At 52.2% G+C, this 21,690-nt stretch carries 23 protein-coding genes and 2 tRNA genes; 5 read left to right on the top strand and 20 right to left on the bottom strand.

The annotated features are described in order from the left end of the window. Positions 1–8 precede the first annotated feature (8 nt). The 7 genes from ACT53C_RS07925 to recA form a co-directional block, all read right to left on the bottom strand. The gene (locus ACT53C_RS07925) at positions 9–938 is read right to left on the bottom strand and encodes a polyprenyl synthetase family protein (protein WP_476145622.1); all 930 of its coding nucleotides are present in this window, start codon (positions 936–938) and stop codon (positions 9–11) included. A 215-nt stretch (positions 939–1,153) separates the two neighbouring features. Further along, a tRNA-Arg gene (locus ACT53C_RS07920) sits at positions 1,154–1,230 on the bottom strand. Between the two features lie 120 nt (positions 1,231–1,350). Next, positions 1,351–1,444 (bottom strand) — tRNA-Ser (locus ACT53C_RS07915). A gap of 157 nt (positions 1,445–1,601) precedes the next feature. After that, the gene (locus ACT53C_RS07910; RefSeq protein WP_194748263.1) at positions 1,602–2,831 is read right to left on the bottom strand and encodes an aspartate kinase; all 1,230 of its coding nucleotides are present in this window, start codon (positions 2,829–2,831) and stop codon (positions 1,602–1,604) included. Between the two features lie 25 nt (positions 2,832–2,856). Beyond that, positions 2,857–5,493: an alanine--tRNA ligase gene (alaS, locus tag ACT53C_RS07905; RefSeq protein ID WP_476145483.1), complete on the bottom strand. Its 2,637-nt coding sequence runs from the start codon at positions 5,491–5,493 to the stop codon at positions 2,857–2,859. Beyond that, positions 5,483–5,938 (bottom strand): recombination regulator RecX, encoded by a 456-nt coding sequence (gene recX, locus ACT53C_RS07900; protein ID WP_476145482.1) that lies wholly within the window; start codon positions 5,936–5,938, stop codon positions 5,483–5,485. The genes alaS and recX overlap by 11 nt, the downstream gene beginning before the upstream one ends. Before the next feature lie 84 nt (positions 5,939–6,022). Continuing rightward, positions 6,023–7,051 carry a recombinase RecA gene (gene recA / locus ACT53C_RS07895; protein WP_275355935.1) on the bottom strand — a complete coding sequence of 343 codons (1,029 nt, stop codon included), beginning with the start codon at positions 7,049–7,051 and terminating at the stop codon, positions 6,023–6,025. A gap of 246 nt (positions 7,052–7,297) precedes the next feature. Between recA and ACT53C_RS07890 the strand changes: the two genes are divergently transcribed. Then, positions 7,298–7,660, top strand: a complete 363-nt coding sequence (locus ACT53C_RS07890) for a hypothetical protein (protein WP_194748267.1) — start codon at positions 7,298–7,300, stop codon at positions 7,658–7,660. 4 nt (positions 7,661–7,664) lie between these two features. On the opposite strand, the gene ACT53C_RS07885 is transcribed toward ACT53C_RS07890, so the two are convergent. Genes ACT53C_RS07885 through mog form a run of 5 tightly spaced genes read right to left on the bottom strand, consistent with a single transcriptional unit; the run spans position 7,665 to position 10,577 of the window. Continuing rightward, positions 7,665–8,165, bottom strand: a complete 501-nt coding sequence (locus tag ACT53C_RS07885; protein ID WP_379075343.1) for a CinA family protein — start codon at positions 8,163–8,165, stop codon at positions 7,665–7,667. Continuing rightward, positions 8,165–8,668 (bottom strand): phosphatidylglycerophosphatase A family protein, encoded by a 504-nt coding sequence (locus tag ACT53C_RS07880; RefSeq protein WP_379076887.1) that lies wholly within the window; start codon positions 8,666–8,668, stop codon positions 8,165–8,167. The genes ACT53C_RS07885 and ACT53C_RS07880 overlap by 1 nt, the downstream gene beginning before the upstream one ends. After that, positions 8,652–9,596, bottom strand: a complete 945-nt coding sequence (gene thiL, locus ACT53C_RS07875) for a thiamine-phosphate kinase (protein ID WP_476145481.1) — start codon at positions 9,594–9,596, stop codon at positions 8,652–8,654. Before thiL ends, ACT53C_RS07880 begins: the two co-directional genes overlap by 17 nt. Then, positions 9,589–9,945, bottom strand: a complete 357-nt coding sequence (locus ACT53C_RS07870; protein ID WP_379075337.1) for a VanZ family protein — start codon at positions 9,943–9,945, stop codon at positions 9,589–9,591. Before ACT53C_RS07870 ends, thiL begins: the two co-directional genes overlap by 8 nt. A 26-nt stretch (positions 9,946–9,971) precedes the next feature. Further along, positions 9,972–10,577, bottom strand: a complete 606-nt coding sequence (mog, locus tag ACT53C_RS07865; RefSeq protein WP_379075334.1) for a molybdopterin adenylyltransferase — start codon at positions 10,575–10,577, stop codon at positions 9,972–9,974. A gap of 150 nt (positions 10,578–10,727) precedes the next feature. Here mog and ACT53C_RS07860 point away from each other — a divergent pair, with 150 nt between their 5' ends. Further along, on the top strand, positions 10,728–11,453 hold the full coding sequence (locus tag ACT53C_RS07860) for a PDZ domain-containing protein (RefSeq protein WP_379075331.1): 726 nt from the start codon (positions 10,728–10,730) through the stop codon (positions 11,451–11,453). A gap of 51 nt (positions 11,454–11,504) precedes the next feature. Continuing rightward, the gene (locus ACT53C_RS07855) at positions 11,505–13,484 is read left to right on the top strand and encodes a site-specific recombinase (RefSeq protein WP_476145480.1); all 1,980 of its coding nucleotides are present in this window, start codon (positions 11,505–11,507) and stop codon (positions 13,482–13,484) included. Positions 13,485–13,556: 72 nt separating this feature from the next. Here the strand turns inward: ACT53C_RS07855 and ACT53C_RS07850 are convergent, their stop codons facing one another. Further along, the gene (locus ACT53C_RS07850; protein WP_194748274.1) at positions 13,557–13,811 is read right to left on the bottom strand and encodes a sulfurtransferase TusA family protein; all 255 of its coding nucleotides are present in this window, start codon (positions 13,809–13,811) and stop codon (positions 13,557–13,559) included. Between the two features lie 70 nt (positions 13,812–13,881). Further along, a complete protein-coding gene (gene yjgA / locus ACT53C_RS07845; protein WP_275355949.1) occupies positions 13,882–14,442 on the bottom strand; it encodes a ribosome biogenesis factor YjgA in 561 nt (186 codons plus the stop codon). A gap of 73 nt (positions 14,443–14,515) precedes the next feature. Here yjgA and pmbA point away from each other — a divergent pair, with 73 nt between their 5' ends. Next, positions 14,516–15,838 carry a metalloprotease PmbA gene (gene pmbA, locus ACT53C_RS07840; RefSeq protein ID WP_476145621.1) on the top strand — a complete coding sequence of 441 codons (1,323 nt, stop codon included), beginning with the start codon at positions 14,516–14,518 and terminating at the stop codon, positions 15,836–15,838. 96 nt (positions 15,839–15,934) lie between these two features. On the opposite strand, the gene ACT53C_RS07835 is transcribed toward pmbA, so the two are convergent. From ACT53C_RS07835 to panC, 6 genes are all read right to left on the bottom strand, one after another. Further along, positions 15,935–16,996: an MlaA family lipoprotein gene (locus ACT53C_RS07835; protein WP_476145479.1), complete on the bottom strand. Its 1,062-nt coding sequence runs from the start codon at positions 16,994–16,996 to the stop codon at positions 15,935–15,937. Positions 16,997–17,241: 245 nt separating this feature from the next. Beyond that, positions 17,242–18,675 carry a cryptochrome/photolyase family protein gene (locus ACT53C_RS07830; protein WP_476145478.1) on the bottom strand — a complete coding sequence of 478 codons (1,434 nt, stop codon included), beginning with the start codon at positions 18,673–18,675 and terminating at the stop codon, positions 17,242–17,244. A gap of 2 nt (positions 18,676–18,677) precedes the next feature. Next, positions 18,678–19,145 carry a 23S rRNA (pseudouridine(1915)-N(3))-methyltransferase RlmH gene (gene rlmH / locus ACT53C_RS07825; protein WP_476145477.1) on the bottom strand — a complete coding sequence of 156 codons (468 nt, stop codon included), beginning with the start codon at positions 19,143–19,145 and terminating at the stop codon, positions 18,678–18,680. 32 nt (positions 19,146–19,177) lie between these two features. Continuing rightward, entirely contained in the window at positions 19,178–19,549 is a 372-nt protein-coding gene (gene rsfS / locus ACT53C_RS07820) for a ribosome silencing factor (RefSeq protein WP_275355952.1), read from the bottom strand. A 14-nt stretch (positions 19,550–19,563) separates the two neighbouring features. After that, positions 19,564–19,944, bottom strand: a complete 381-nt coding sequence (panD, locus tag ACT53C_RS07815; protein WP_194748281.1) for an aspartate 1-decarboxylase — start codon at positions 19,942–19,944, stop codon at positions 19,564–19,566. A gap of 106 nt (positions 19,945–20,050) precedes the next feature. Next, complete coding sequence (gene panC / locus ACT53C_RS07810; RefSeq protein WP_476145476.1) at positions 20,051–20,905, bottom strand: pantoate--beta-alanine ligase; 855 nt, start codon at positions 20,903–20,905, stop codon at positions 20,051–20,053. Between the two features lie 346 nt (positions 20,906–21,251). Between panC and mscL the strand changes: the two genes are divergently transcribed. Further along, entirely contained in the window at positions 21,252–21,671 is a 420-nt protein-coding gene (gene mscL, locus ACT53C_RS07805; protein WP_194748283.1) for a large conductance mechanosensitive channel protein MscL, read from the top strand. The last annotated feature ends 19 nt before the right edge of the window (positions 21,672–21,690 follow it).

The following is a 21,690-nucleotide window of genomic DNA, read 5'->3' as shown; positions in this document are numbered from 1 at the left end:
GAAACACCTTAATGTTGCCGGTTGACCGAAAACTGGGCCAAATCCAGCAAAGCCTGTTTGGCGGGCGTCAGTGCAAAAACGGCCAGTGCTTCACAGGCCTGTTCTGCTTCTTTTTGCGCCACGGCCCGCACATAATCAAATGCCTTCACGGCATGCAAAATCTCCAGCACGGCATCTAGCTGGGTGACCTGCCCTTCTAACAAGGCCTGCTTGACCAAGTCCGCTTGCGCGGTTGGCGCTTGCTGGATGGCATACAACATCGGCAAGGTTACCTTTCCCTCGGCCAGGTCATTGCCCAGGGTTTTGCCAATTTTTTCGCTGTCACCAGTCAAATCCAGCACATCATCTATAAGCTGAAAGGCCGTGCCCAAGTGCATGCCATACTTGGCCAGTCCCTCTTCTTGCGCGACGCTGGCCTGACACTGCACCGCTCCCAGGCGGGTCGCCGCTTCAAACAGCTTGGCGGTTTTAAAATGAATGACCTGCAAGTAATCCTGCTCGCTAACACCAATATTGCGCACATTGAGCAACTGTAGCACTTCGCCTTCGGAAATCACATTGGTGGCATCGGCCAGGATTTCCATCACACGCATGTTTTGCAGCCTGACCATCATCTGAAAGGAACGTGAATACAGAAAATCGCCGACCAGCACGCTGGCAGGATTGCCATACACATGATTGGCGGTAGATTTGCCTCGACGCAGTTCAGAAGCATCAACCACATCATCATGCAATAAAGTGGCTGTATGAATAAATTCGACAATGGCTGCCAGAGCATGGTGGTCCGGTGTTACACGCCCGGCCAGATCAGCTGCCATCAACACCAATGTCGGACGCAAGCGTTTGCCACCACTATGAATGATGTATTCCGAAATTTGATTAATCAGCGGAACTTGGGATGACAAAGACTGGCGAATAACGGCATCCACCTGCTGCATATCGCCTGTAATCCGCGCCAAACAAGCCTGAAGAGACACTGAAACACCAATTAAATGAAAAGCTGAAGCATATCATACCGCCAACATCATCGCTATGTTCAGCGCGTATCAGCGATGTATCAACGCACTGATGAGCTTTAAGAAATGTAATGTTGGACGGGGATCACTAAAAGAAAAAAGCCCTGTTTCTCGGAAAGAAACAAGGCTTTTATTTTTGGCGCGCCCGGAGCGATTCGAACGCCCGACCCTTTGGTTCGTAGCCAAATACTCTATCCAACTGAGCTACGGGCGCCAAGGTTTGTTGCTTTGCAACAAAAACAGCATTATAACATAAGTTTCAGCTTTGTGGAGGGGTCCAAGTAACGATGACACCCTAATTTACCAAACCCTTGAATCGTTAAACCCAGGTATTTGGCGGTGAGCGAGGGATTCGAACCCTCGATACAGGTTTAAGCCCGTATGCTTCCTTAGCAGGGAAGTGCCTTCGACCACTCGGCCAGCTCACCTTATTAAAACAAAGACGCCTTAATAATACCAACACAGCTGATGCTGTTTTCTTTGCAGTATTGCTACTGCATTGAAGGGCGCCATACTACGTGAAAACCCTTCAAAAATCAACGCAAAAAAGAAGAATGTTTTATTTCTTTATTCGTGCGTTTGCGATTATGCGTTTTCCAGGCCAAACGCCTTATGTAACACGCGCACAGCCAGTTCCATATACTTCTCTTCGATCACCACTGCGATCTTGATTTCACTGGTAGAGATCATTTGAATATTGATGCCCTCTTCGGCCAATGTGCGGAACATCTGGCTGGCGATACCCACATGCGAACGCATGCCCACACCGACTACAGACACTTTTGCAATCTTGTCATCGCCAGTCACTTCACGTGCCTGGATATGGCCTTGAACCTTGTCGCGCAGAATTGTCAGCGCCTTGTTCATTTCGTTTTTGTGTACGGTGAACGTGAAGTCTGTCGTGCCGTCCGCGCCCACGTTCTGGATAATCATATCCACATCAATGTTGGCATCGGCGACAGGACCAAGAATCTGATAAGCAATCCCTGGCTTGTCAGGCACGCCTGCTACGGTAATTTTCGCCTCATCGCGGTTAAAAGCGATGCCGGAGATAATTGGATCTTCCATGTTTTCCTCATTTTCTTCGAATGTAATCAGCGTGCCGTCACCCTCTTCTTCAAAGCTGGAGAGCACACGTAACTTAACCTTGTATTTGCCAGCAAACTCAACCGAGCGGATTTGCAGTACTTTGGAGCCTTGCGAGGCCAGTTCAAGCATTTCTTCAAAGGTGATTTTTTCCAGCCGGCGCGCTTCTGGCACCACACGCGGGTCAGTGGTATACACACCATCCACATCGGTATAAATCTGGCATTCATCGGCCTTGAGCGCTGCTGCCAACGCTACACCTGTCGTATCGGAGCCGCCACGGCCCAGCGTGGTGATATTGCCATGGGCATCCACGCCCTGAAAACCGGCGACCACACAGACATAGCCGTCATCGAGGTCTTGTTTCAGGTTATGCTGGTCAATGTCCAGAATACGCGCTTTGGTAAACGCATCATCCGTGAGGATTTTCACCTGGGTGCCGGTATAGCTCTTGGCCTTGATGCCAAGCTCCATCAGCGCCAATGCGGTCATGCCTATGGTGACCTGCTCACCGGTAGACACCATCACATCCAGCTCGCGCGGGTCTGGATCCGGCATGATTTCCTTGGCCAGTGAAATCAGGCGATTGGTTTCACCTGACATGGCTGACACCACGACCACCACTTGATGGCCCATGGCCTTGTAACGTGCCACACGACGCGCCACATTGCGGATACGCTCGGGATTGGCGACTGAGGTGCCACCATATTTTTGTACGATTAATGCCATTATTTTGCTCTGTTAATCAATTGAGTTAATTTAGTTTAGCTTCTGCCCAGGCTTTGACGCTCGCCAGTGCCTGCGGCAGATTTGCGGGTTCAGTGCCGCCGGCCATGGCCATGTCTGGCTTGCCACCACCCTTACCACCCACCTGGCCTGCAACATGATTCACCAGTTCGCCCGCCTTGACTTTGCCAGTCAAGTCAGCAGTCACGCCCGCAGCCAGACTGACCTTGCCCTCTGCCACGCTCGCCAAAACAATGACGGCAGATTTGAGTTTATCCTTGAGTTTATCCATGGTCTCGCGCAAGGCATTAGCATCTGCACCGTCCAAGGCAGCAGCCAATACTTTAACGCCATTGACTTCCAGGGCTTGCGTCGCCAGATCGTCGCCTTGTGAAGAGGCGAGTTTGGACTTCAAGCGCGCCAACTCTTTTTCGAGCGACTTGACGTGATCCATCACTTGCGCAATTTTGGCTGGGACTTCATGCGCAGGGGCTTTGAGCTCACCTGCCACCTGATTAATCAGCGCTTGCTGGGATTGCACCAGCTTCAACGCGCCCTCGCCCGTGGTGGCTTCGACACGGCGTACGCCTGCCGCCACGCCACTCTCGGAGGTAATTTTAAACAGTCCAATATCGCCAGTGCGGCTGACATGGGTACCGCCACACAACTCGCGCGAAGATCCGATATCCAGCACGCGTACTTCATCGCCATATTTCTCGCCAAACAGCATCATGGCGCCCGTTTTTTGCGCAGACTCAATATCCATCAAGCGCGCTTGTGTCGCCGCATTGGCCAAAATCTCGGCATTGACCAACGCTTCTACCCTGTCAATCTCGGCATCAGTCATCGGCGCATTATGCACAAAGTCAAAACGGGTTTTTTCCGTATCGACCAGGCTGCCTTTTTGCTGCACATGCTCACCCAGCACTTCACGCAAGGCCTTATGCATCAGATGCGTTGCCGAGTGATTACGCATGGTGCTGGCGCGCGCCTGCAGATTGACTTTAGCCGCCAACGCATCTCCCACAGACAAAGACCCGGTTTTGAGTACGCCATGATGGCCGAACACGGCTGCCTGAATTTTTTGTGTATCTTCTACGGCAAAAATACCGTTGGCAGACTTGAGCTCTCCGCTATCGCCAATCTGGCCACCGGATTCAGCATAGAACGGTGTATGGTCCAGCACGACCACACCCAAATCGCCTTCATTCAGCGTTTGTACAGCACTGCCGTCTTTATATAACGCCAGGACTTTGGCAGCGGTTTCCAGCTTGTCATAACCGTGGAATGTGGTCGCAGCGCCATCATATTCAAGATTGAGCGCCATTTTGAACTTGCCCGCCGCGCGCGCTTGTTCTTTTTGGCGCGCCATGGCCGCATCAAAGCCAGCGGTATCCACCGTCACGCCACGTTCGCGGCAGATGTCGGCGGTGAGGTCCAGCGGGAAACCAAAGGTATCGTGCAGTTTGAAGGCGAGATCGCCGTTGAACACGGCAGGCTTGGTCGCCAGTTCGGCTTCCAGAATCTGCATGCCGTTCTCTATCGTTTCGAAGAAACGGTCTTCCTCCTGCTTGAGCACCTCGGCCACTCGCGCCTGGTTGCTGGTCAACTCCGGGTAAGCCTCACCCATTTCAGCCACCAAATCTGGCACCAGCCTATGGAAGAAAGCAGCACGACAACCCAGTTTGTATCCATGACGAATCGCACGGCGAATAATGCGGCGCAACACATAGCCACGGCCTTCATTGCCTGGGATCACGCCATCGGCAATCAGGAAGCTACAGGCGCGGATATGGTCAGCCAGCACGTTGAGAGAAGGACTGTCCAAGTCAGCGGTGTTGGTTTCGCGCGCTGCGGCTTTGATTAATGCTTGGAACAAATCAATTTCGTAGTTGGCATGCACGCCTTGCAACACGGCAGAAATACGCTCCAAGCCCATGCCGGTATCGACCGATGGCTTAGGCAACGGATGCATCACCCCCGCTTCATCGCGGTTGAACTGCATGAAGACGTTATTCCAAATTTCGATAAAGCGGTCTCCATCTTCATCGGGCGAGCCTGGAGGGCCGCCTGGAATATGCGCACCGTGGTCATAAAAAATTTCGGTACAGGGGCCGCAAGGACCGGTGTCGCCCATCATCCAAAAGTTATCTGAGGCATAACGCGCACCTTTGTTGTCCCCAATACGGACAATCTTGTCAGCAGGGACGCCCACCTCTTTGTTCCAGATATCGTAGGCTTCATCATCCTCCGCATACACGGTGACCATCAGGCGTTCTTTGGGTAAAGCGTAGACTTCAGTCAACAGCTCCCAGGCAAAGGTAATGGCATCGCGCTTGAAGTAATCCCCAAAACTGAAGTTACCCAGCATCTCGAAGAAGGTATGGTGACGCGCGGTATAGCCCACATTCTCAAGATCGTTGTGCTTACCACCGGCGCGTACACATTTTTGTGCGGTCGCCGCACGCGTATAGGCACGCTTGTCAAAGCCGAGGAACACGTCTTTAAACTGGTTCATACCTGCGTTGGTAAACAGCAAGGTGGGGTCACCATGCGGCACCAGTGAACTGGAAGCTACCACTTGGTGGCCTTTGGAAGCAAAGAAATCCAGGAAGGCCTGGCGGATTTGTTTGCTGGAAGGTTTTTGCCCGTACTTAACTGTCATCTTCTGCGTGTCTATTCAAAATGTGTTTAATTACATCAAACGTAAAACCCCGACTCTGTAAGAAGCGGGCCTGTTTTGCCCATTCCTCGCGTGTTGTCGGGGCCGCTTTAAATTTTTTGCGCCAGACTTCGCTGGCACGTGCAACTTCATTGTCCTGCAGGCCTGCAACCGCTTCTGCAATCAACGTATCGTCTACCCCTTTTTCACGTAACTCGTTGGCGACACGCGCACTGCCAAATTTGGCTTTACGGGCATGGACCAATTGCTCGGTGAATCTGGCATCACTCAACCAGCCGCGCTGTTTAAAATCTTCCAACAAAGCCGGGAGGTCATCTGCTTCTTCGGCATAGGCCTTGAGCTTTTGCCCCAACTCCGCGTATGAATACTCGCGCTTGGCCAAGTATTCTAAAGCGCGTTGGCGTAAGGTTTTTTCCAGATTAGCCATTGAGTTTTTACGCGACAGTGCGTACAGCGCTCACAGAGAAAAACCAAACGTCAAAAGCACGCCTCACTCGGGCTCGCAAAAACCTTAATCATCCTCGCCGCGCGCTGAAGGCAGAATATCTGCCAGCACTTTGGCATTGGCGCGAATTTTCGCTTCAATTTCCGCTGCGATTTCTGGATGCTCACGCAAGAACTCTTTGGCATTTTCTTTGCCTTGGCCGATTTTTTCGCCGTTATAGCTAAACCATGCACCAGCTTTTTCCACCATTTTCAGATTGACGCCCAACTCAATAATCTCACCCAACCGCGAGATGCCTTCGCCATACATAATGTCAAACTCGGCTTGTTTAAATGGTGGCGCGACTTTGTTTTTAATTACTTTGACTTTGGTTTCGGAGCCAATGACTTCGTCACCTTTCTTGATCGCGCCTGTGCGGCGGATATCCAGTCGCACAGAGGCGTAGAATTTAAGCGCGTTACCGCCGGTGGTCGTTTCCGGGTTGCCAAACATGACACCAATTTTCATCCGAATCTGGTTAATGAAGATGACCAGCGTATTGGTACGTTTGATATTGCCGGTGAGTTTACGCAAGGCTTGTGACATCAAGCGCGCCTGCAAACCCATGTGGCTGTCGCCCATTTCCCCTTCAATCTCAGCGCGTGGCGTCAACGCTGCAACCGAGTCGACCACCACAATATCCACTGAGCCGGAACGCACCAGCATGTCGGCAATTTCCAAGGCTTGTTCGCCAGTATCGGGTTGCGAAATCAACAAATCAGGGACATTCACGCCTAATTTAGAGGCGTATTGCGGGTCTAGCGCATGCTCCGCATCAATAAAAGCAGCGGTGCCGCCTAATTTTTGCATTTCGGCAATCACTTGCAGGGTCAAGGTGGTTTTACCGGAAGACTCCGGGCCATAAATCTCCACAATTCGGCCGCGTGGCAATCCACCTACGCCAAGTGCGATATCCAGACCCAGTGAACCGGTGGAAACGACTTGCAGGTCTTCGCCGATATCAGCATCGCCCATGCGCATAATGGAACCTTTGCCGAACTGCTTTTCAATTTGAGAGAGTGCGGCGGCGAGCGCTTTGCTTTTGTTGTCATCCATGCTGATTACCTTCTTTTAGCGATAAAATGCGTTGCTTGCACAAACGCGATATAATCCAAACAATAACCTCTAATTATTTCATAAATCGACCATCAGTGAAATGGCGTTGCCATGAATAAATGCCCAGCCATTCTGGCCTGAGGCAATTGCGTAGCTGCATGCGTGAATGGTGCTGTCAACCGCGGCCCGGCAACTGCGTTAAATAGATCAGGGAGCATGCATTTGTTTTCCGCTAGAGGAGCATTTATGAAAGTCTTTAAACTGATTCTGACGTTGGCGCTGGCGAGTATCGCGGCAGTCAGCGCGCAAGCACAAGATAACTGGTCGGTGGGCGTGGTGGTAGGCAACCCTTACCCACCCGCTTACTACGCGCCGCCTGCCGTGGTTTATGCACCGCCGCCAGTGGTCATTTACCCACATCCACAAAGCCGTTACTACTATAGCCCCCCTGCAGTGACCTATTCCGCACCAGTACCGCCACCAGGTCCTGGGTTTATTCAGTTCTCTTATGGCAATGGTGGCTACGGCGGTTACAACTATGGCCCGCGCAACTACTATGGTGGCGGATGGGGACGTGGTCACCACCACCATCACCACCACGACGATTAATTGATCACACTTCTGACGTCACACTACGTAACAGGGCCGTCAATAAATAACTGGCGGCCTGTTCACGTATCTGCTGGCGATCGCCGGTAAAATATTGGGTGTGCACCAGCACATGAGGCGGCCCCGGCTGCCGGATAGCCCAGGCAAAACACACCATCCCCACCGGCTTGTAAGCAGACCCACCGCCCGGCCCGGCAATGCCAGTTACCGCACCACTGATATTGGCCAAACTGTGTTCTAACGCGCCGACGGCCATGGCCTGTGCCACCGCTTCGCTGACAGCACCATGTTCGTCTATCAATTCAGCCGGGACGCCCAACATGTCGGTTTTGGCAGCGTTGCTGTAGGTAACAAAACCGCGGTCAAACCAGGCTGAGCTTCCGGCAATTGCCGTTATCGATTGTGCAATCAGGCCACCAGTACAAGACTCGGCCAGCGCCAATTGCCACCCTCTGGCCTGCAAGGCAGGCCCCAGGCTTGCGCTGAGTTCCAGCAGGGATGGCATTACATTATCCCTTTTAACCATTGCAGTACCACTATTGCCATGAACGCGGCCAGCACATCATCCAGCATGACCCCCAGGCCGCCTTTCACGCGCTGATCCACCCAGCTGATCGGAAACGGCTTCCAGATATCAAACAGTCGAAACAGTGCAAATGCAGCCGCTCCCCAGCCGAACCCCGAGGGGACTGTGACCAAAACCGCAGCCATGGCCACAACTTCATCCCAGACAATCGCACCGTGGTCACTGACCCCGAGCGCACGTCCGGTAAACGCGCAGCACCAGACGCCCAGCAAGAAAAGTGCGGCCAAAGCAAGCCATTGCTGGGTTAAAGGTAAATGCATCAACAGCCAGTACAAGGGAAAGCCCAGCAGCGTGCCCACGGTACCCGGTGCTTTGGGTGACAAACCCGTGCCCAGACCCAAACTCAGACAATGCAGCGGGTGTGACCACAGCAGCCGCCAACTCGGTAACGATGACTGACTATGCTTAGCCAAAATGCTGATATCCTTTCTTTGCAATATCCAGAGCCACGTTGCCGTTCAGCACGGTTAAACCGGGGCTGGCAGTGGTTTTACCAATGCGACTCAGCGGCAGATTCAATTGCTGCGACAGGGCCAGCAGCGCCTCCCGGTGCTGGGGAGCGGCAGTAAAACATAATTCATAATCATCCCCGCCTGCCAGCACGGCTTGCTGAAGTACCTCTTCACCCACTGGCGTTTGCAGTCGTGGCAGCGGCAACGCGCGCCAATCCAGTTCAGCGCCAACTCTGGACGCCTGCAAAATATGCCCAAAATCGGCCAGCAAACCATCCGAAATATCGAGTGCAGCGCTTGCCATGCCACGCAAGGCCAAGCCCAGACGCACTCTTGGCTGCGGATGATGCATGGCAGTGGCGAGCATCGCAATATCATCGGCATGCAGAGGCAGATGCCCTAAACGGTTTTGTAGCCATAGTGCCGCCTGCCCTAAACAACCACTGACCCAGATATCCTCCCCCGCCCTGGCGCCATTACGTTGCAAGGCCTGGCCACGAGGCACTTCACCCAGGATGTTAATGGCGATATTGAGTGGGCCGCGGGTGGTATCGCCGCCGATCAAGGCAACCTCAAAGGCATCCGCACAGGCAAACAGGCCGTCACTGAATTGGCGTAACCACGGATGATCCACCCCGGGCAATGCGATGGACAGCGTGGCCCATTTAGGCTCAGCCCCCATCGCCGCCATATCACTGATATTCACTGCCATCGACTTCCAGCCAATGGCAAAGGGCTGTGCCTCGGCAAAAAAATGTGTGCCTGAAACCGACATATCGGCAGAAACCGCCAATTGATAGCCTGGACGCACGCTAACCAGCGCAGCGTCATCCCCTACTCCCAGATCAACCGCTGCTTGCCTGGTGAAATATTGGGCAATCAGATCAAATTCAGCCACGGCGATGCTGCCACCAGCGCAGACACAAGATGACAACGCCCCATGCCAGCAAGATACCCACGCTATCAGCCAGCCAGTCATAGACGCTGGGCTGACGGGTCACGGTGAGCAGACCCTGTAGCACCTCCATGAGACCGCCATAAATCAACAAGCCGAGCATCAGCCATTGTTGCCGGGCGGGATAGGCCAATCCTGCCCAAAAAGTGACACCGCCAAACGCGACGATGTGCTGTAACTTGTCCAGATAAGGAAAGCGCTGCTCGGCAGGCGCCATTTCTATCAGCAACAGGTAAGTCAGTAGTGCCAAGCAGGCAATAAAGATAATTTTGGCAATCAGAGAAAAACGCATGAGTATCCTGAATGAAGATGAAGAGATCAAGCCTGGGGCTTGAGCGCCGACTTGGGCCGGAACGCCTGAACCACGCGTGCATCTGTTTCCAGATAAGGCATGGGCGCATCAGGGGTCGCCAGCAAGTCCAGGCAATATGGCACCGCCGCAAAGATGCCTGGCACTATTGTTTTACCTTCGCCATCCTTGAGGCCTTCCAGCGTTTCCTGAATAGACTTTGGTTGCCCGGGCAAATTGATAATCAGGCATTGCTTACGGATCACTGCCACTTGCCGCGACAAAATCGCCGTAGGCACAAACCTCAGACTGATCTGGCGCATTTGTTCGCCAAAGCCCGGCATCTCACGATCAGCGACCGATAAGGTCGCTTCAGGTGTGACATCTCGCATGGCCGGACCCGTGCCACCGGTAGTCAAAATCAGGTGGCAGGCTTCTTCATCCACCAATTGCCTGAGCGTCTCGACAATGGTGGCCTGCTCATCGGCAATCAGCCTGGGGATGACGTGGTAAGGCGAAGTGAGCGCCTGTTGCAACCACGCGGTCAGCGATGGAATGCCCTTATCCTCATAAATGCCCTGTGAAGCGCGATCACTGATGGAAACAAGTCCAACACGCGTGAATTGTTGTTGCATAACGTGGTCTATCAGAAGTTGGTCTGTGTTAATGTACCAATACATCATAACATTACAATGTGACAATCGATCATGGAGAACGAGATGAACCAAGCGCATGCAAGCAGGCATTCCCCCCCCTTAAAACGTCCGCTCATCCTAGGCGGACTCATGTGGTTGTCCATGTGTTTGGCCCTCGCCTGTATGCTCACGAGTCAACGCGTCTCTGCCGAAGAAAACCCCTACGTCACACATTACCAGGCACAAAACCAGGGGAACCTGCACTCCTTGCAAGCCAATCCTGAGCCGCAGTTGCTCAGTGGCGTGCGCCGGGATGACGACAACATCAGAATGCTCGAAGATGGTTATGACTTGATGGGCTTTAGCAGTTTTGAAGCTGGGGAAGTCCCGCCAGAACTGGCACTAGACCATGGCCGCAGCCTCCAAGCCGATAGCATTCTGGTCTATGTGAAAAAAGCGGGCAACACTTCGCCAGCCTCCAAGATGGAGATGATCAAGGAAGCCGTGAAAAAAGGTCAGTCGCTGACTGAAAAAGACATGGCTGCCAGCCCGGGCAAATATCGTTATTACGCAAGTTTCTGGGCAAAACTGCCGCCTCCTTTACTAGGCATCCATGTGATCAAACTGGTGCAAAAACAATCTGGTGGTGAGAGTGAACGCATGCCTACCCCCGGCGTGCGCGTGATTGCCGTAATTCATGGCTCGTCTGCCGAAAAAGCAGGCCTGCAACGCGGCGATCAGCTACTCAGCATCAACCAGGAAAAAGTAGAAGATGCAGCCACGCTCTCCACCCTCGTGCGCAAATACCGCGGCAAAGCGGTTAAGTTAGAGATGGAACGTCAAAGTGAACCCCTCTCGCTAGAGGCGCAGCTCTAAACGTTTGGCGTGTTATCCTTGCCAAATCAAGCATCCAAGAAAGCGCTTTACATGTTTCAACCGATTTTTGACCACCAGGCCGCACGCGAAGCGGCCGGTGATATTGACGATATTCAGTTTATTCGAGCGTTGTTCGACAATATCCGGCCCAAGGACTCTTCGGATATTGAAAGTGCGAGCAATGCCTTGCAGGCCTTGTGCTTCCTGCTGCAACAGCATCCACAGTTTGCCTTGTTATTGCGCAACAGCGTACTGAGACTGCTCAACGAAAAGAGCGTGATATCGCTGTATTCAGACCACGGCATTCAATCAGACCTCGGCTTTTTTACCGAAATTTATCGTCGGCTTTCGCATAAAATCCTGCCAGACGTACCGGACCCTAAATATCTCAAGGATATCTTTGGCCAGATCTTTCATCAAAACGATGATGCTGACTGGGTCACCGGCATGCCCGACCAGGTCTGGCGAGACTTTATGCAGACATTGGACATCAGCCGAGGCGACTGGCAATTGCAGCAAAACTGCATCCAGGAGCTCAAGGATGCCCTGCAAGTGCTGTCTTTCAGGCTCTCGGCGTCTGGCTTGGACCCCGAGCTGATTTTGCAGCATGAGGATCTCGAATCAAACAGCTCGCCCTTTATCACGCAAAATATTGAAATTCAAAAGTTTTTGGCGCTGGGCAGCATCCAGGCTGAAGATGTGCAACATCTCTACAGTGTGCTCAAGCGTTGCGAGCAACTGACCTATGAAATCCGCAAGGCGAATGCCAAAACCGGCACCAGCATCTCGCTCACGGCGCTGATGCAAAGAATTTTGCAACAGATTCAGCGCATGCAACTGGTGGTAGACATTCTGCATGGGCTCATTCTCAAGCATGATGTGAGCCAGGCAATCACCAGCTTGCTGAAACAGCTGGTGGATGCCGAATGCAAGAAAAATAACCTGTCGGATTACTGGCGCCAAAATACGGAATTGCTGGCCTTGCGCGTCACTGAAAATGCCAGCCATACCGGCGAGCATTACATTGCGCAACATCGCGGTGAATATTTCAAGCTCATGGGCTCAGCCATGGGCGCGGGCCTCATCATTGCCTTTATGGCGATGTTTAAAATCATGATTGCCAGCTATCACCTGCCACCGCTGACCGAGGCCATTTTGTTTAGCCTCAATTATGGCCTGGGCTTTGTCCTCATTCACCTGTTGCACTTCACGGTGGCCACCAAGCAGCCTGCGATGACCGCTGCGACCATTGCTTCAACCATAGATGACCATGGCCATGACAGCAAAAACATCCACAATCTGATCAATATTGTGGCACAAACCACGAGCAGCCAGACGATTGCGATTTTAGGCAACGTGGTGGTGGTGATTCCGGTGGCCATACTGATTGACTGGCTGTTTATGCAAAGCACTGGCCATCACTTTATTGGCAGCGAAAAAGCACATAGCCTGCTGGACAACAACAACCCGCTGATCAGCCTGACCGCACTTTATGCGGCAGTCGCCGGGGTATGTTTGTTTTTGTCAGGCCTGATTGCCGGCTACCACGACAACCTGGCCGCCTACAACCGGATTCCAGAACGCCTGCAACATTTGGGCTGGTTGCAGTCCTTGCTGGGCAAAGAACGTCTGGGGCGCATTACCGACTATATTCGTCATAACCTGGGCGCACTGGCGGGGAATTTTTACTTTGGTTGCCTGTTGGGATTTGCCTCAGGGCTGGGGGTCATGCTGGGATTGCCGCTCGATATCCGTCACGTGACCTTTGTTGCGGCTTTTGCCGGTTACTCGTTCCCGGCGCTTGATTTTCAGGTCAGCCAATACATTGTGGGCACCACCATTCTGGGGATTGCCCTGGTCGGCACCATCAACCTCATTACCAGTTTCGGCCTGGCAATCTACGTTGCAATGAAGTCACGAAAAGTGCGCTATCGCCACTGGAAGGCTTTTTGGCTGGAATTGTTAAGTGCACTGTATCGCCAGCCAGGCAAGTTCTTGTTACCCCCTAAGAAAACCAATACAGATCATTAAACGCACGGCTCGCGCCGTGTGTTGGAGCGGGTCAGACGAAGCCCGGAGCCCAAGGCCACACCCGCTCAGTGACTAGTCAGCCGCCAGAGTGGTTTCTTTCTGGATCAAAAAGTGAAAGACACCGCCTTCTTTGTGCACAGACAACAACTTGACCGGGTGATGATTAATCACGTTGCGGATATTCTGTTCGCTGCCTGCAGAGGTCGTTTTCACGGACAACACCTGACCGGGCAACAACTCCTCCAGTTTTTCGATGGTTTTCAGCATGGGCAACGGACTGTCCAGGCCCATCAGGTCGAGTTCGATATCTATTGGTGTGGTGTGCATACTTGTCCCCCCTTTTCAAAAGCTGCTGATGTCAGCATGATCAAGCTGTGTTGGCGACCGCCAATCACGTTCAATCTTCATCCAACTCGTCTTCCTCAGTACCCGCTATCGCCTGCAAGTCATCCTCTACCGCTACACCTTCCATCAATTCGCGGATTATTTTAAATAATTCGCGGCTGCTTTTAGGCGGCTTGCCGGCAGCATGCTCCTTATTCGCATTACGGATCAAGGTACGCATTTGCTGCACAGGGGTCTGCGGATATTCAGCAATAAATAATTCGATGGCCTTGCTGTCTTCGAGCAAGCGTGACCGCCACCGTTCCATTTGGTGAAAGCGGGCATTTTCCTCCTGATGCTTGCCTTCCCACTTTTGCAATTGTTCAACAATCGGGGCCAAATCTGTTTCACGCATCAGGCGCCCAATATATTGCATTTGACGACGGATGGCACCATTCGAGGTAATGCGCTTGGCTTCGGCAATCGCATCCATCAGGGATTCTTCCAGCGCCAGTTTTTTCAATTTATCCTTGGGGAGCGCCACCAGTTGTCGGCCAATGTCCTGCGCGGCATCCGCCTCAGCCTTGAGGCGGGTTTTACTGGGTTGGGAATCATCAAAGGTTTCAGATGTCATGTTAAAAGCAATCTCTGCCAAATCACGGTATGATAACAGCTTTAACCGCCAAGCTAAAAACAAGCCAGCCAGCATGCAAGCAGACCAACTACAACAAATCGCCCAAGACATTATTCGTTTGACACAAACAGCCGGTGCCAGCAGTGCCGAAACCGAAGTCAGTTTTGGCATGGGTCAGAGTGTGTCTGTGCGCCAGGGCGAGACTGAGAATATTGAGTACAACCGCGATAAGGGCTGCTCGGTCACGGTCTATTTTGGTCAGCAAAAAGGCTATGCCAGCACCTCAGACCTGAGTCCGCAAGCCTTGCGTGATACGGTCGAAGCGGCCTGCAATATCGCCAAGTATACGGCGCAGGACCCCTTCTGTGGTCTGGCTGACGCTGACTTGATGGCAACCTCGTTTCCTGACCTGTCTCTGCATCATCCCTGGCAAGTCGATGTCGATGCAGCGCTGGCGCTGGCCAAACGTTGCGAAAGCGCGGCACTGGCAGTAGATCACAGAATCAGTAACAGTGAGGGAGCCAGTGTCTACACGCAAAGCGGCGCCTTCGCCTATGCCAACAGTCACGGGTTTATCGGGGGCTATGCCAGTTCACGTCATAGTATCAGTTGCTCGGTGATTGCCGAGGCCGATGGCCTGATGCAACGCGACTACTGGTATAGCAGTGCCCGCGATGCACTAGACCTGGCCAGCCCTGAACAGGTGGGCCAGATCGCTGGTGAACGCACCGCCAGGCGACTGGGTGCGCGCCCGATCAAAACCGGGCAATACCCGGTACTGTTTGAAGCACCGCTGGCCAGTGGCCTGATTGGTACCCTCATGAGTGCCATTTCTGGTGGCAACCTGTATCGAAAATCCTCTTTCCTGCTTGATAGCCTGGGCCAAACCATCGCCAGCCCGTTGTTACAGATTGAAGATCATCCATTTCTGCTCAAAGGGGCGGCCAGCAGTGCCTTTGATAGCGAAGGCGTCGCTTGTCAAACCAGAACAGTGGTCGAGAATGGCGTCCTGCAAGGCTATTTATTGGGCAGCTACTCCGCCCGCAAACTGGGGCTCAAAACGACAGGCAATGCCGGTGGCGCGCACAATATTCTGATCAGATCCACTGGTCAGTCCTTTGAACAGCTGCTGCAAACACTGGGCACGGGGCTGCTGGTGACGGAGTTACTGGGGCATGGCCTGAATATGGTGACTGGCGACTACTCACGCGGTGCGTCTGGCTATTGGGTTGAGAACGGCGTCATTGTGCACCCGGTCGAAGAAATCACCATCGCCAGCAACATGAAAGACATGCTAAAAAGTATCGTCGCCATTGGTAACGACGTGATTCCCAACAGTTCCAAACTGACGGGCTCGATCTTGATAGAGCGCATGACCGTCGCCTCATCCGAATAAACTTGTTCGCTCAACCCAATTCCCATCAGTAAACAAGTTGTCACCAATAAAAAAGGCTTTGCAAATGCAAAGCCTTTTTTATATTTCCAGACAGGATTACTGTGGTGCAGTCTCAGCCGGTAATGCCATCAGCGTTTCATCTATGGCAGCCACGACCTCTGCCGCCTCTTTTTCAACCACAGGCATTTCGTCGCCAGTTTCGCTCGTTTGCTCGAGTAATGGCGGCAAAACTTCTTCAGTTTGCGCAGTCGCCTCAAAAGCTAAGGCATCCACCTCATCCAATGTCGTTGCAGCGATCGATTCTACGGCTTGATTCTCAGACACGACAACCGCGGCCATATTGCCGGGTTCAGACTGATCCACAGAGGTAACTGACTGCAGCAATACGGTTTCGCCATTGTTAGAGGAAGACGCCGCCGGTTTGGCAGGCACATCTTCGTCCGCGGGCTCAAAGCCGTCCTGCAGCAACTCCTGAGGCACCAAGCCATCCTGAATCAAGCTGGCACGGCGCTGTAAATAAGCGTCGCGCATAAAGGCGTAAGGATCAATCGACGCATTATCGACCAGGTCAGTCGCATCAAGCAATTGTGTACGCTTGTCCAGCAACTGTACCGCACGCACCTGATAGTAAGTACGCGTCTGGCCAATGTTGTGCAAATATTGAATCGGATCAGAAGTCACGGTATCAATTGCCAACCCGCTGGCATCCCGCACCGTACTGGGGCCCAAAATTGGCAGCACCAGATAGGCGCCCGACCCCATACCCCAATAGCCCAGGGTTTGACCAAAATCTTCCTGATGTTTGGGAATATTGTCCATACTGGCCACATCAATCAACCCAGCCACGCCAAAGGTTGTATTGATCACAAAGCGGCCGGCATCGTTAAAGGCCTGGGCAAACTTCAATTGCAACAGATCATTGACCACAGTGGTCAAGGTGCCCAGGTTACTAAAGAAGTTGCTGATGCCGGTACGTACCGGCGAAGGGGCGATGGCTTTGTAGGCTTTTGCCACTGGCTTCATCGCATAGCGGTCCGCAACATCATTAAATTTGTAGATGCCGCGGTTAAATCCCTCCAGCGGATCTTTATTGGTTGTTGCACAGCCGGACACACTTGCCAGTGTTGCAATCAGTACTATCGCTCTTAATTTTTTCATATTCGTCATTATTTCAGAAGCTGTTCAGGCGTATTAAATTTTTTGTATCCCCAACACTGCATGTTTTTTATCTTGCAATAGCATTTAATCACCAAGCAATGCTTATTCTTAACGGAATCACTTTTTAAAAACTAAAGCGCGTTTGACAAAGATATCTGAGATACAGCCACCAACTGGCTGTGTTTTGCCTTGATCCAGACTCTGCCCCAATCCCGATTAAAATGTTCTTCATTCTACCTCAAATGTCATTCGGGCTTCACATTATTTTTGTATAGGCGCAACGCCAGTTCCCGCTGTATTGCGTGATCTACAACAGGGTGAGGATAAGTCAATGCAACACCTTGATTAAACAAGCTTTGCTTGTGATATTTCGCTGTCCATGGCGCATGAATTTGGTCATCATTCAGGGAGGCCAATTCTGGTACATATTTGCGGATAAATTTGCCTTGTGGATCAAACTTTTCAGATTGCGACTGCGGGTTGAATATCCTGAAATACGGCTGCGCATCGCAACCGGTAGAAGCCGCCCACTGCCAGCCACCGTTGTTGGCCGCGAAATCAAAATCGATCAGCTTTTGTGCGAAATATTGCTCACCCCATCGCCAGTCGATGAGCAAATCCTTGACCAGAAAACTGGCGACAATCATGCGTAACCGGTTATGCATATAGCCGGTCTGGTTCAACTGCCGCATGGCCGCATCCACGATCGGGAAACCGGTCTGGCCGGCACACCAGGCCTCAAACCAGGGCTGGTGATTGGGGAAAGCCAACCCCTCATATTCAGCCTTAAAAGCCGCGCCCTGCTGCAAGTCTGGCCGATGATACAAAACCTGGAAATAAAAATCGCGCCAGATGAGCTCATTGAGCCAGATGGCCGCGCCTTCATTGCCGGTCTGCGTCAATTGCCAGGCCGCATGCGCCAATTGGCGGATTGAAATGGTGCCGAAACGCAAATGTACAGACAGGTAAGACACGCCCTTGATGGCAGGATAATTACGCGCATCGTGATATTGGCTGATCCGCTGCAGAAAGTCATCAAACAGCTGCTGCGCACCAGCCATTCCGGTCGGCAAACGCATGGCTTTCAGATTAGTCTCCTCAAACCCCAGTGAGGTCAAAGTGGGCATCGCTTGCGGCGGCAGTGGTGCCAGTTGACCGAGATACTTGTCAGTTGGATACGCTTGCAGATAAAAAGGGCTGAGTTTTGCCAGGTGGGCATTCTTGTAGGGCGTAAAAACACCATACGGCTTACCAGCCTGTGTCATGATCTCGTCTTGTTCAAACAAGACCTGATCTTTAAACAAAAACAGTGACTGACCTAAAGCCGCCAGGGATTGTCTGACGGCCTCATCACGCGCAATCGCGGTGGGCTCATAATCACGATTTGCATAGACGGCAGAGACTTTCAGGCGTGCTGCCAAGGCAGGAATCTCTTCTCTGGCAGCGCCATGCAACACAATCAGATCCGCACCTCTTGCTTGCAGCGCCTGCTTAAGTTCACGTACGCTCTCCCAGATAAACTCGACCCGGCGATCGACTTTATCGGTCAGGGCATCCAGGATTTCAGTATCAAAAACAAATGCGAGATAGACTTGCGCATGTTGTTTGAGTGCGTGGTAGAGGGCAGCATGATCATGGTCGCGCAAATCGCGACGCAGCCAGACCAGGGCATTGGACATTCTTATTCTCGGTGGTAAGGATGATTGCTTAGAACCGTATGCGCACGATAAAGTTGCTCGGTCAGCATCACTCTGACCATGCCATGCGGCATCGTGAGCTTGGATAGGCTGAATAACCATTGCGCCTGACTTTTCAATTGCGGATGCAAGCCGTCAGCGCCGCCTATGACCAAAGCCACATCACGCCCCATTTCCTGCCAGGATTTGAGTTTATCGGCCAGTTGCAAGGTGGTGACAGCCTGCCCGCGCTCATCCAGTGCCACCAGATAGTCTTTACCGACCACGTCGAGAATGCGCTTGGCTTCCGCTTCTTGGACCACTTCACTGTTTTTGCCCGAAGCGCGCTTGTCAGGTTTGATTTCAATGATGCGCGTCTCAAGTTCGCGCGGCATGCGCTTAAGGTATTCCGCGCAGGCAGACTCCACCCAGTCGGGCATTTTGTGGCCGACCGAGATGATATTGAGTTTCATGCGGGATAATAAAGAATGACCTTGCGTCAGAATCAGGCGGCCGAGGCGGCGCGGCGCGACTGTGATTCGCTCCACAGCTGCTCGATATTGTAATAGGCACGTGTAGCAGGCACCATCACATGCACGACAATGTCGCCCAAGTCGACCAGCACCCATTCGCCTTCTTTTTCGCCTTCAATACCACGCGCATCCATGCCTTTTTCTTTGAGCTTTTCGCGCACATTGTCTGCAATGGCTTTGCATTGGCGGGTGGAATTGCCGCTGGCGACGATCATGTAACTGGTCATGGCGGTCATGTCGCGCACGTCCATCACCGTGATATCAAAGGCTTTGATGTCTTCCAGCGCGTCAACAACGGCCAGTTTCATGTCTTCAAGAGACATTAATGAAGTATTTGGTTGCATAGAGGGTTTCAAATTCAGGCAGCTTGCGCTGGAATATGGTTTTTCTGTTGGACGATGCGGTTCTGCGCATCGACATAAACCAGTTGTGGATGGTAATTTGCCAATTCAGCTTCTGTATATTGCGAGTAGCTGGCAATAATAATCAAGTCGTCAGGATCGGCTTTGTGGGCCGCCGCGCCATTGACAGAGATCACGCCGGAATGGCGCTCAGCACGAATCGCATAGGTGGTAAAACGCTCACCATTGTTGATGTTGTAAATCTGGATTTGCTCATACTCATGAATATTGGCCGCTTCCAGCAAGGCCTCATCAATCGCACAGCTGCCTTCATAGTGCAACTCGCTATGCGTCACACGTACCCGATGCAGCTTTGATTTCAACATGGTTCTTTGCATTGCGTTCCTTAACTCGAACACCCGCTCGCGCGGAAAAGGACGTAATTATAAAGTTATCAAGGGCTTAGCGCAAAATAAATTTATGGTTAGAAGTGGCGCATTTGGTCTACAGACTCACTTCGCAATTATCAATCAGGCGCGTACCACCAAGCCTGGCAGCCGCCAGAATCACCCAGGCCTGGTCATTCGCATCGGGCAAGGTCAGGTCTATTTGCCTGCGAATGTCTACATAATCGACCTGCCAGCCTTGCTGGTTTAACCCAGCCACCGCCTGTGCACACAAGCTTGCATAATCCCGCTGGCCTGCCAGCAACGCCTGTTTAATGTGCTGCAGTTGCTGATAAAGTTGCGCTGCCTGTGTTTTTTCTGTGGCAGAAAGATAGCCATTGCGAGAACTCATGGCCAGGCCAGAAGGCTCGCGCACAGTCTCGCCCGCCAAAATCTCGACGTTAAAATTGAGTTGCCGCACCAGCGCGCGGATCACCATCAATTGCTGGTAATCTTTTTTGCCGAACACGGCCACCTGCGGCTGCACCATATTAAACAGCTTGGCGACCACCGTTGCCACGCCGACAAAATGCCCGGGCCGGCTGGCCCCGCATAATTCATTGGCCAGTGCGGGCGGTTGTATCACAACGGCTTGCCGCAAATCCTGCCCATCAAAATCCGGGTACATTTCAGTGACGGTAGGCGCAAATACCACGTCCGCCCCTACCGCTTCCAACTGTTCACAGTCGGCCGCCAAGGTACGTGGATAGCTGCCAAAATCTTCGTTCACCCCAAACTGCAAGGGATTGACAAAGATACTCACCACCACAATCTCCGCGAGCTGCTTGGCCTGCGTCACTAATTGGCAATGTCCTGCATGCAAATTGCCCATTGTCGGGACAAAGCCCACCTTTGCTTGCGGATGACGGGCTAAAAAGGCGCGCAACTCGCGCACACTGTGACACACTTGCATCAATCATTCATCCAACAAAAACACAATTCCGGCAATATATCACAGGCCTCTCGCACCAGCGGCCCATCACCTGGCGTTTAACCCAAGCATTGACAAGCACATCCCTCATTGCCTATAGTCGCTTTAGGGCACTTCTATAAATTCAATTTGCGAGCCTGCGTTTCACGCAGGGCCTCTTGAAACCACTAACATCGTCATACGGTGTTGTTTATAAAAAAAATTTCCTGCCCTCGCAACCAGAGACTGCATCTCCTTTTTTTAATCGCACCTCGTCTTGCTTTGCGACTTGAATTTATAAAAGTGCCCTTTACAATCTTAATCTTTAATAACAATGGTGGGAGAAGTCATGAGCGTCATTTCAGAATTCAAGCAGTTCGCCCTTAAAGGCAATGTCATGGACCTGGCAGTCGGTGTCATTATTGGTGGGGCCTTTGGCAAAATTGTGGCCTCGCTGGTAGATGATGTCATCATGCCCGTGGTCGGCAAGATTTTTGGCGGCTTTGATTTTAGCAATTTATATGTGCCCCTTAACGGCCAATCGGCTGACCTGGCATTGGCAGAAGCCAAAAAACTGGGTGCAGTGCTGGCCTACGGCAACTTTCTGACCATCGTGCTCAACTTTATTATCCTGGCATTTATTATTTTCCAGATGGTGAAATTCATGAACCGCCTGAAAACCGCGGATGAACCGGCCCCTGCCGCACCTGCGCCGACCCCGGAAGATATTGTGCTACTGCGCGAAATCCGTGATAGCCTGAAAAAATAATCAATTAAATCAGGGTTAT

The sequence above is a fragment of the Methylophilus sp. DMC14 genome, from assembly GCF_056314085.1.
This window is presented reverse-complemented; position numbering and strand designations above follow the sequence as displayed.

Coding starts and splice junctions, on each gene's coding strand:
- ACT53C_RS07925 (WP_476145622.1), bottom strand. CDS start 938: ATGCAGCAGGTGGATGCCGTTATTCGCCAGTCTTTGTCATCCCAAGTT.
- ACT53C_RS07910 (WP_194748263.1), bottom strand. CDS start 2,831: ATGGCATTAATCGTACAAAAATATGGTGGCACCTCAGTCGCCAATCCC.
- alaS (WP_476145483.1), bottom strand. CDS start 5,493: ATGACAGTTAAGTACGGGCAAAAACCTTCCAGCAAACAAATCCGCCAG.
- recX (WP_476145482.1), bottom strand. CDS start 5,938: ATGGCTAATCTGGAAAAAACCTTACGCCAACGCGCTTTAGAATACTTG.
- recA (WP_275355935.1), bottom strand. CDS start 7,051: ATGGATGACAACAAAAGCAAAGCGCTCGCCGCCGCACTCTCTCAAATT.
- ACT53C_RS07890 (WP_194748267.1), top strand. CDS start 7,298: ATGAAAGTCTTTAAACTGATTCTGACGTTGGCGCTGGCGAGTATCGCG.
- ACT53C_RS07885 (WP_379075343.1), bottom strand. CDS start 8,165: ATGCCATCCCTGCTGGAACTCAGCGCAAGCCTGGGGCCTGCCTTGCAG.
- ACT53C_RS07870 (WP_379075337.1), bottom strand. CDS start 9,945: ATGCGTTTTTCTCTGATTGCCAAAATTATCTTTATTGCCTGCTTGGCA.
- mog (WP_379075334.1), bottom strand. CDS start 10,577: ATGCAACAACAATTCACGCGTGTTGGACTTGTTTCCATCAGTGATCGC.
- ACT53C_RS07860 (WP_379075331.1), top strand. CDS start 10,728: ATGTGGTTGTCCATGTGTTTGGCCCTCGCCTGTATGCTCACGAGTCAA.
- ACT53C_RS07855 (WP_476145480.1), top strand. CDS start 11,505: ATGTTTCAACCGATTTTTGACCACCAGGCCGCACGCGAAGCGGCCGGT.
- ACT53C_RS07850 (WP_194748274.1), bottom strand. CDS start 13,811: ATGCACACCACACCAATAGATATCGAACTCGACCTGATGGGCCTGGAC.
- yjgA (WP_275355949.1), bottom strand. CDS start 14,442: ATGACATCTGAAACCTTTGATGATTCCCAACCCAGTAAAACCCGCCTC.
- pmbA (WP_476145621.1), top strand. CDS start 14,516: ATGCAAGCAGACCAACTACAACAAATCGCCCAAGACATTATTCGTTTG.
- ACT53C_RS07835 (WP_476145479.1), bottom strand. CDS start 16,996: ATGAAAAAATTAAGAGCGATAGTACTGATTGCAACACTGGCAAGTGTG.
- ACT53C_RS07830 (WP_476145478.1), bottom strand. CDS start 18,675: ATGTCCAATGCCCTGGTCTGGCTGCGTCGCGATTTGCGCGACCATGAT.
- rlmH (WP_476145477.1), bottom strand. CDS start 19,145: ATGAAACTCAATATCATCTCGGTCGGCCACAAAATGCCCGACTGGGTG.
- rsfS (WP_275355952.1), bottom strand. CDS start 19,549: ATGCAACCAAATACTTCATTAATGTCTCTTGAAGACATGAAACTGGCC.
- panD (WP_194748281.1), bottom strand. CDS start 19,944: ATGCAAAGAACCATGTTGAAATCAAAGCTGCATCGGGTACGTGTGACG.
- panC (WP_476145476.1), bottom strand. CDS start 20,905: ATGCAAGTGTGTCACAGTGTGCGCGAGTTGCGCGCCTTTTTAGCCCGT.
- mscL (WP_194748283.1), top strand. CDS start 21,252: ATGAGCGTCATTTCAGAATTCAAGCAGTTCGCCCTTAAAGGCAATGTC.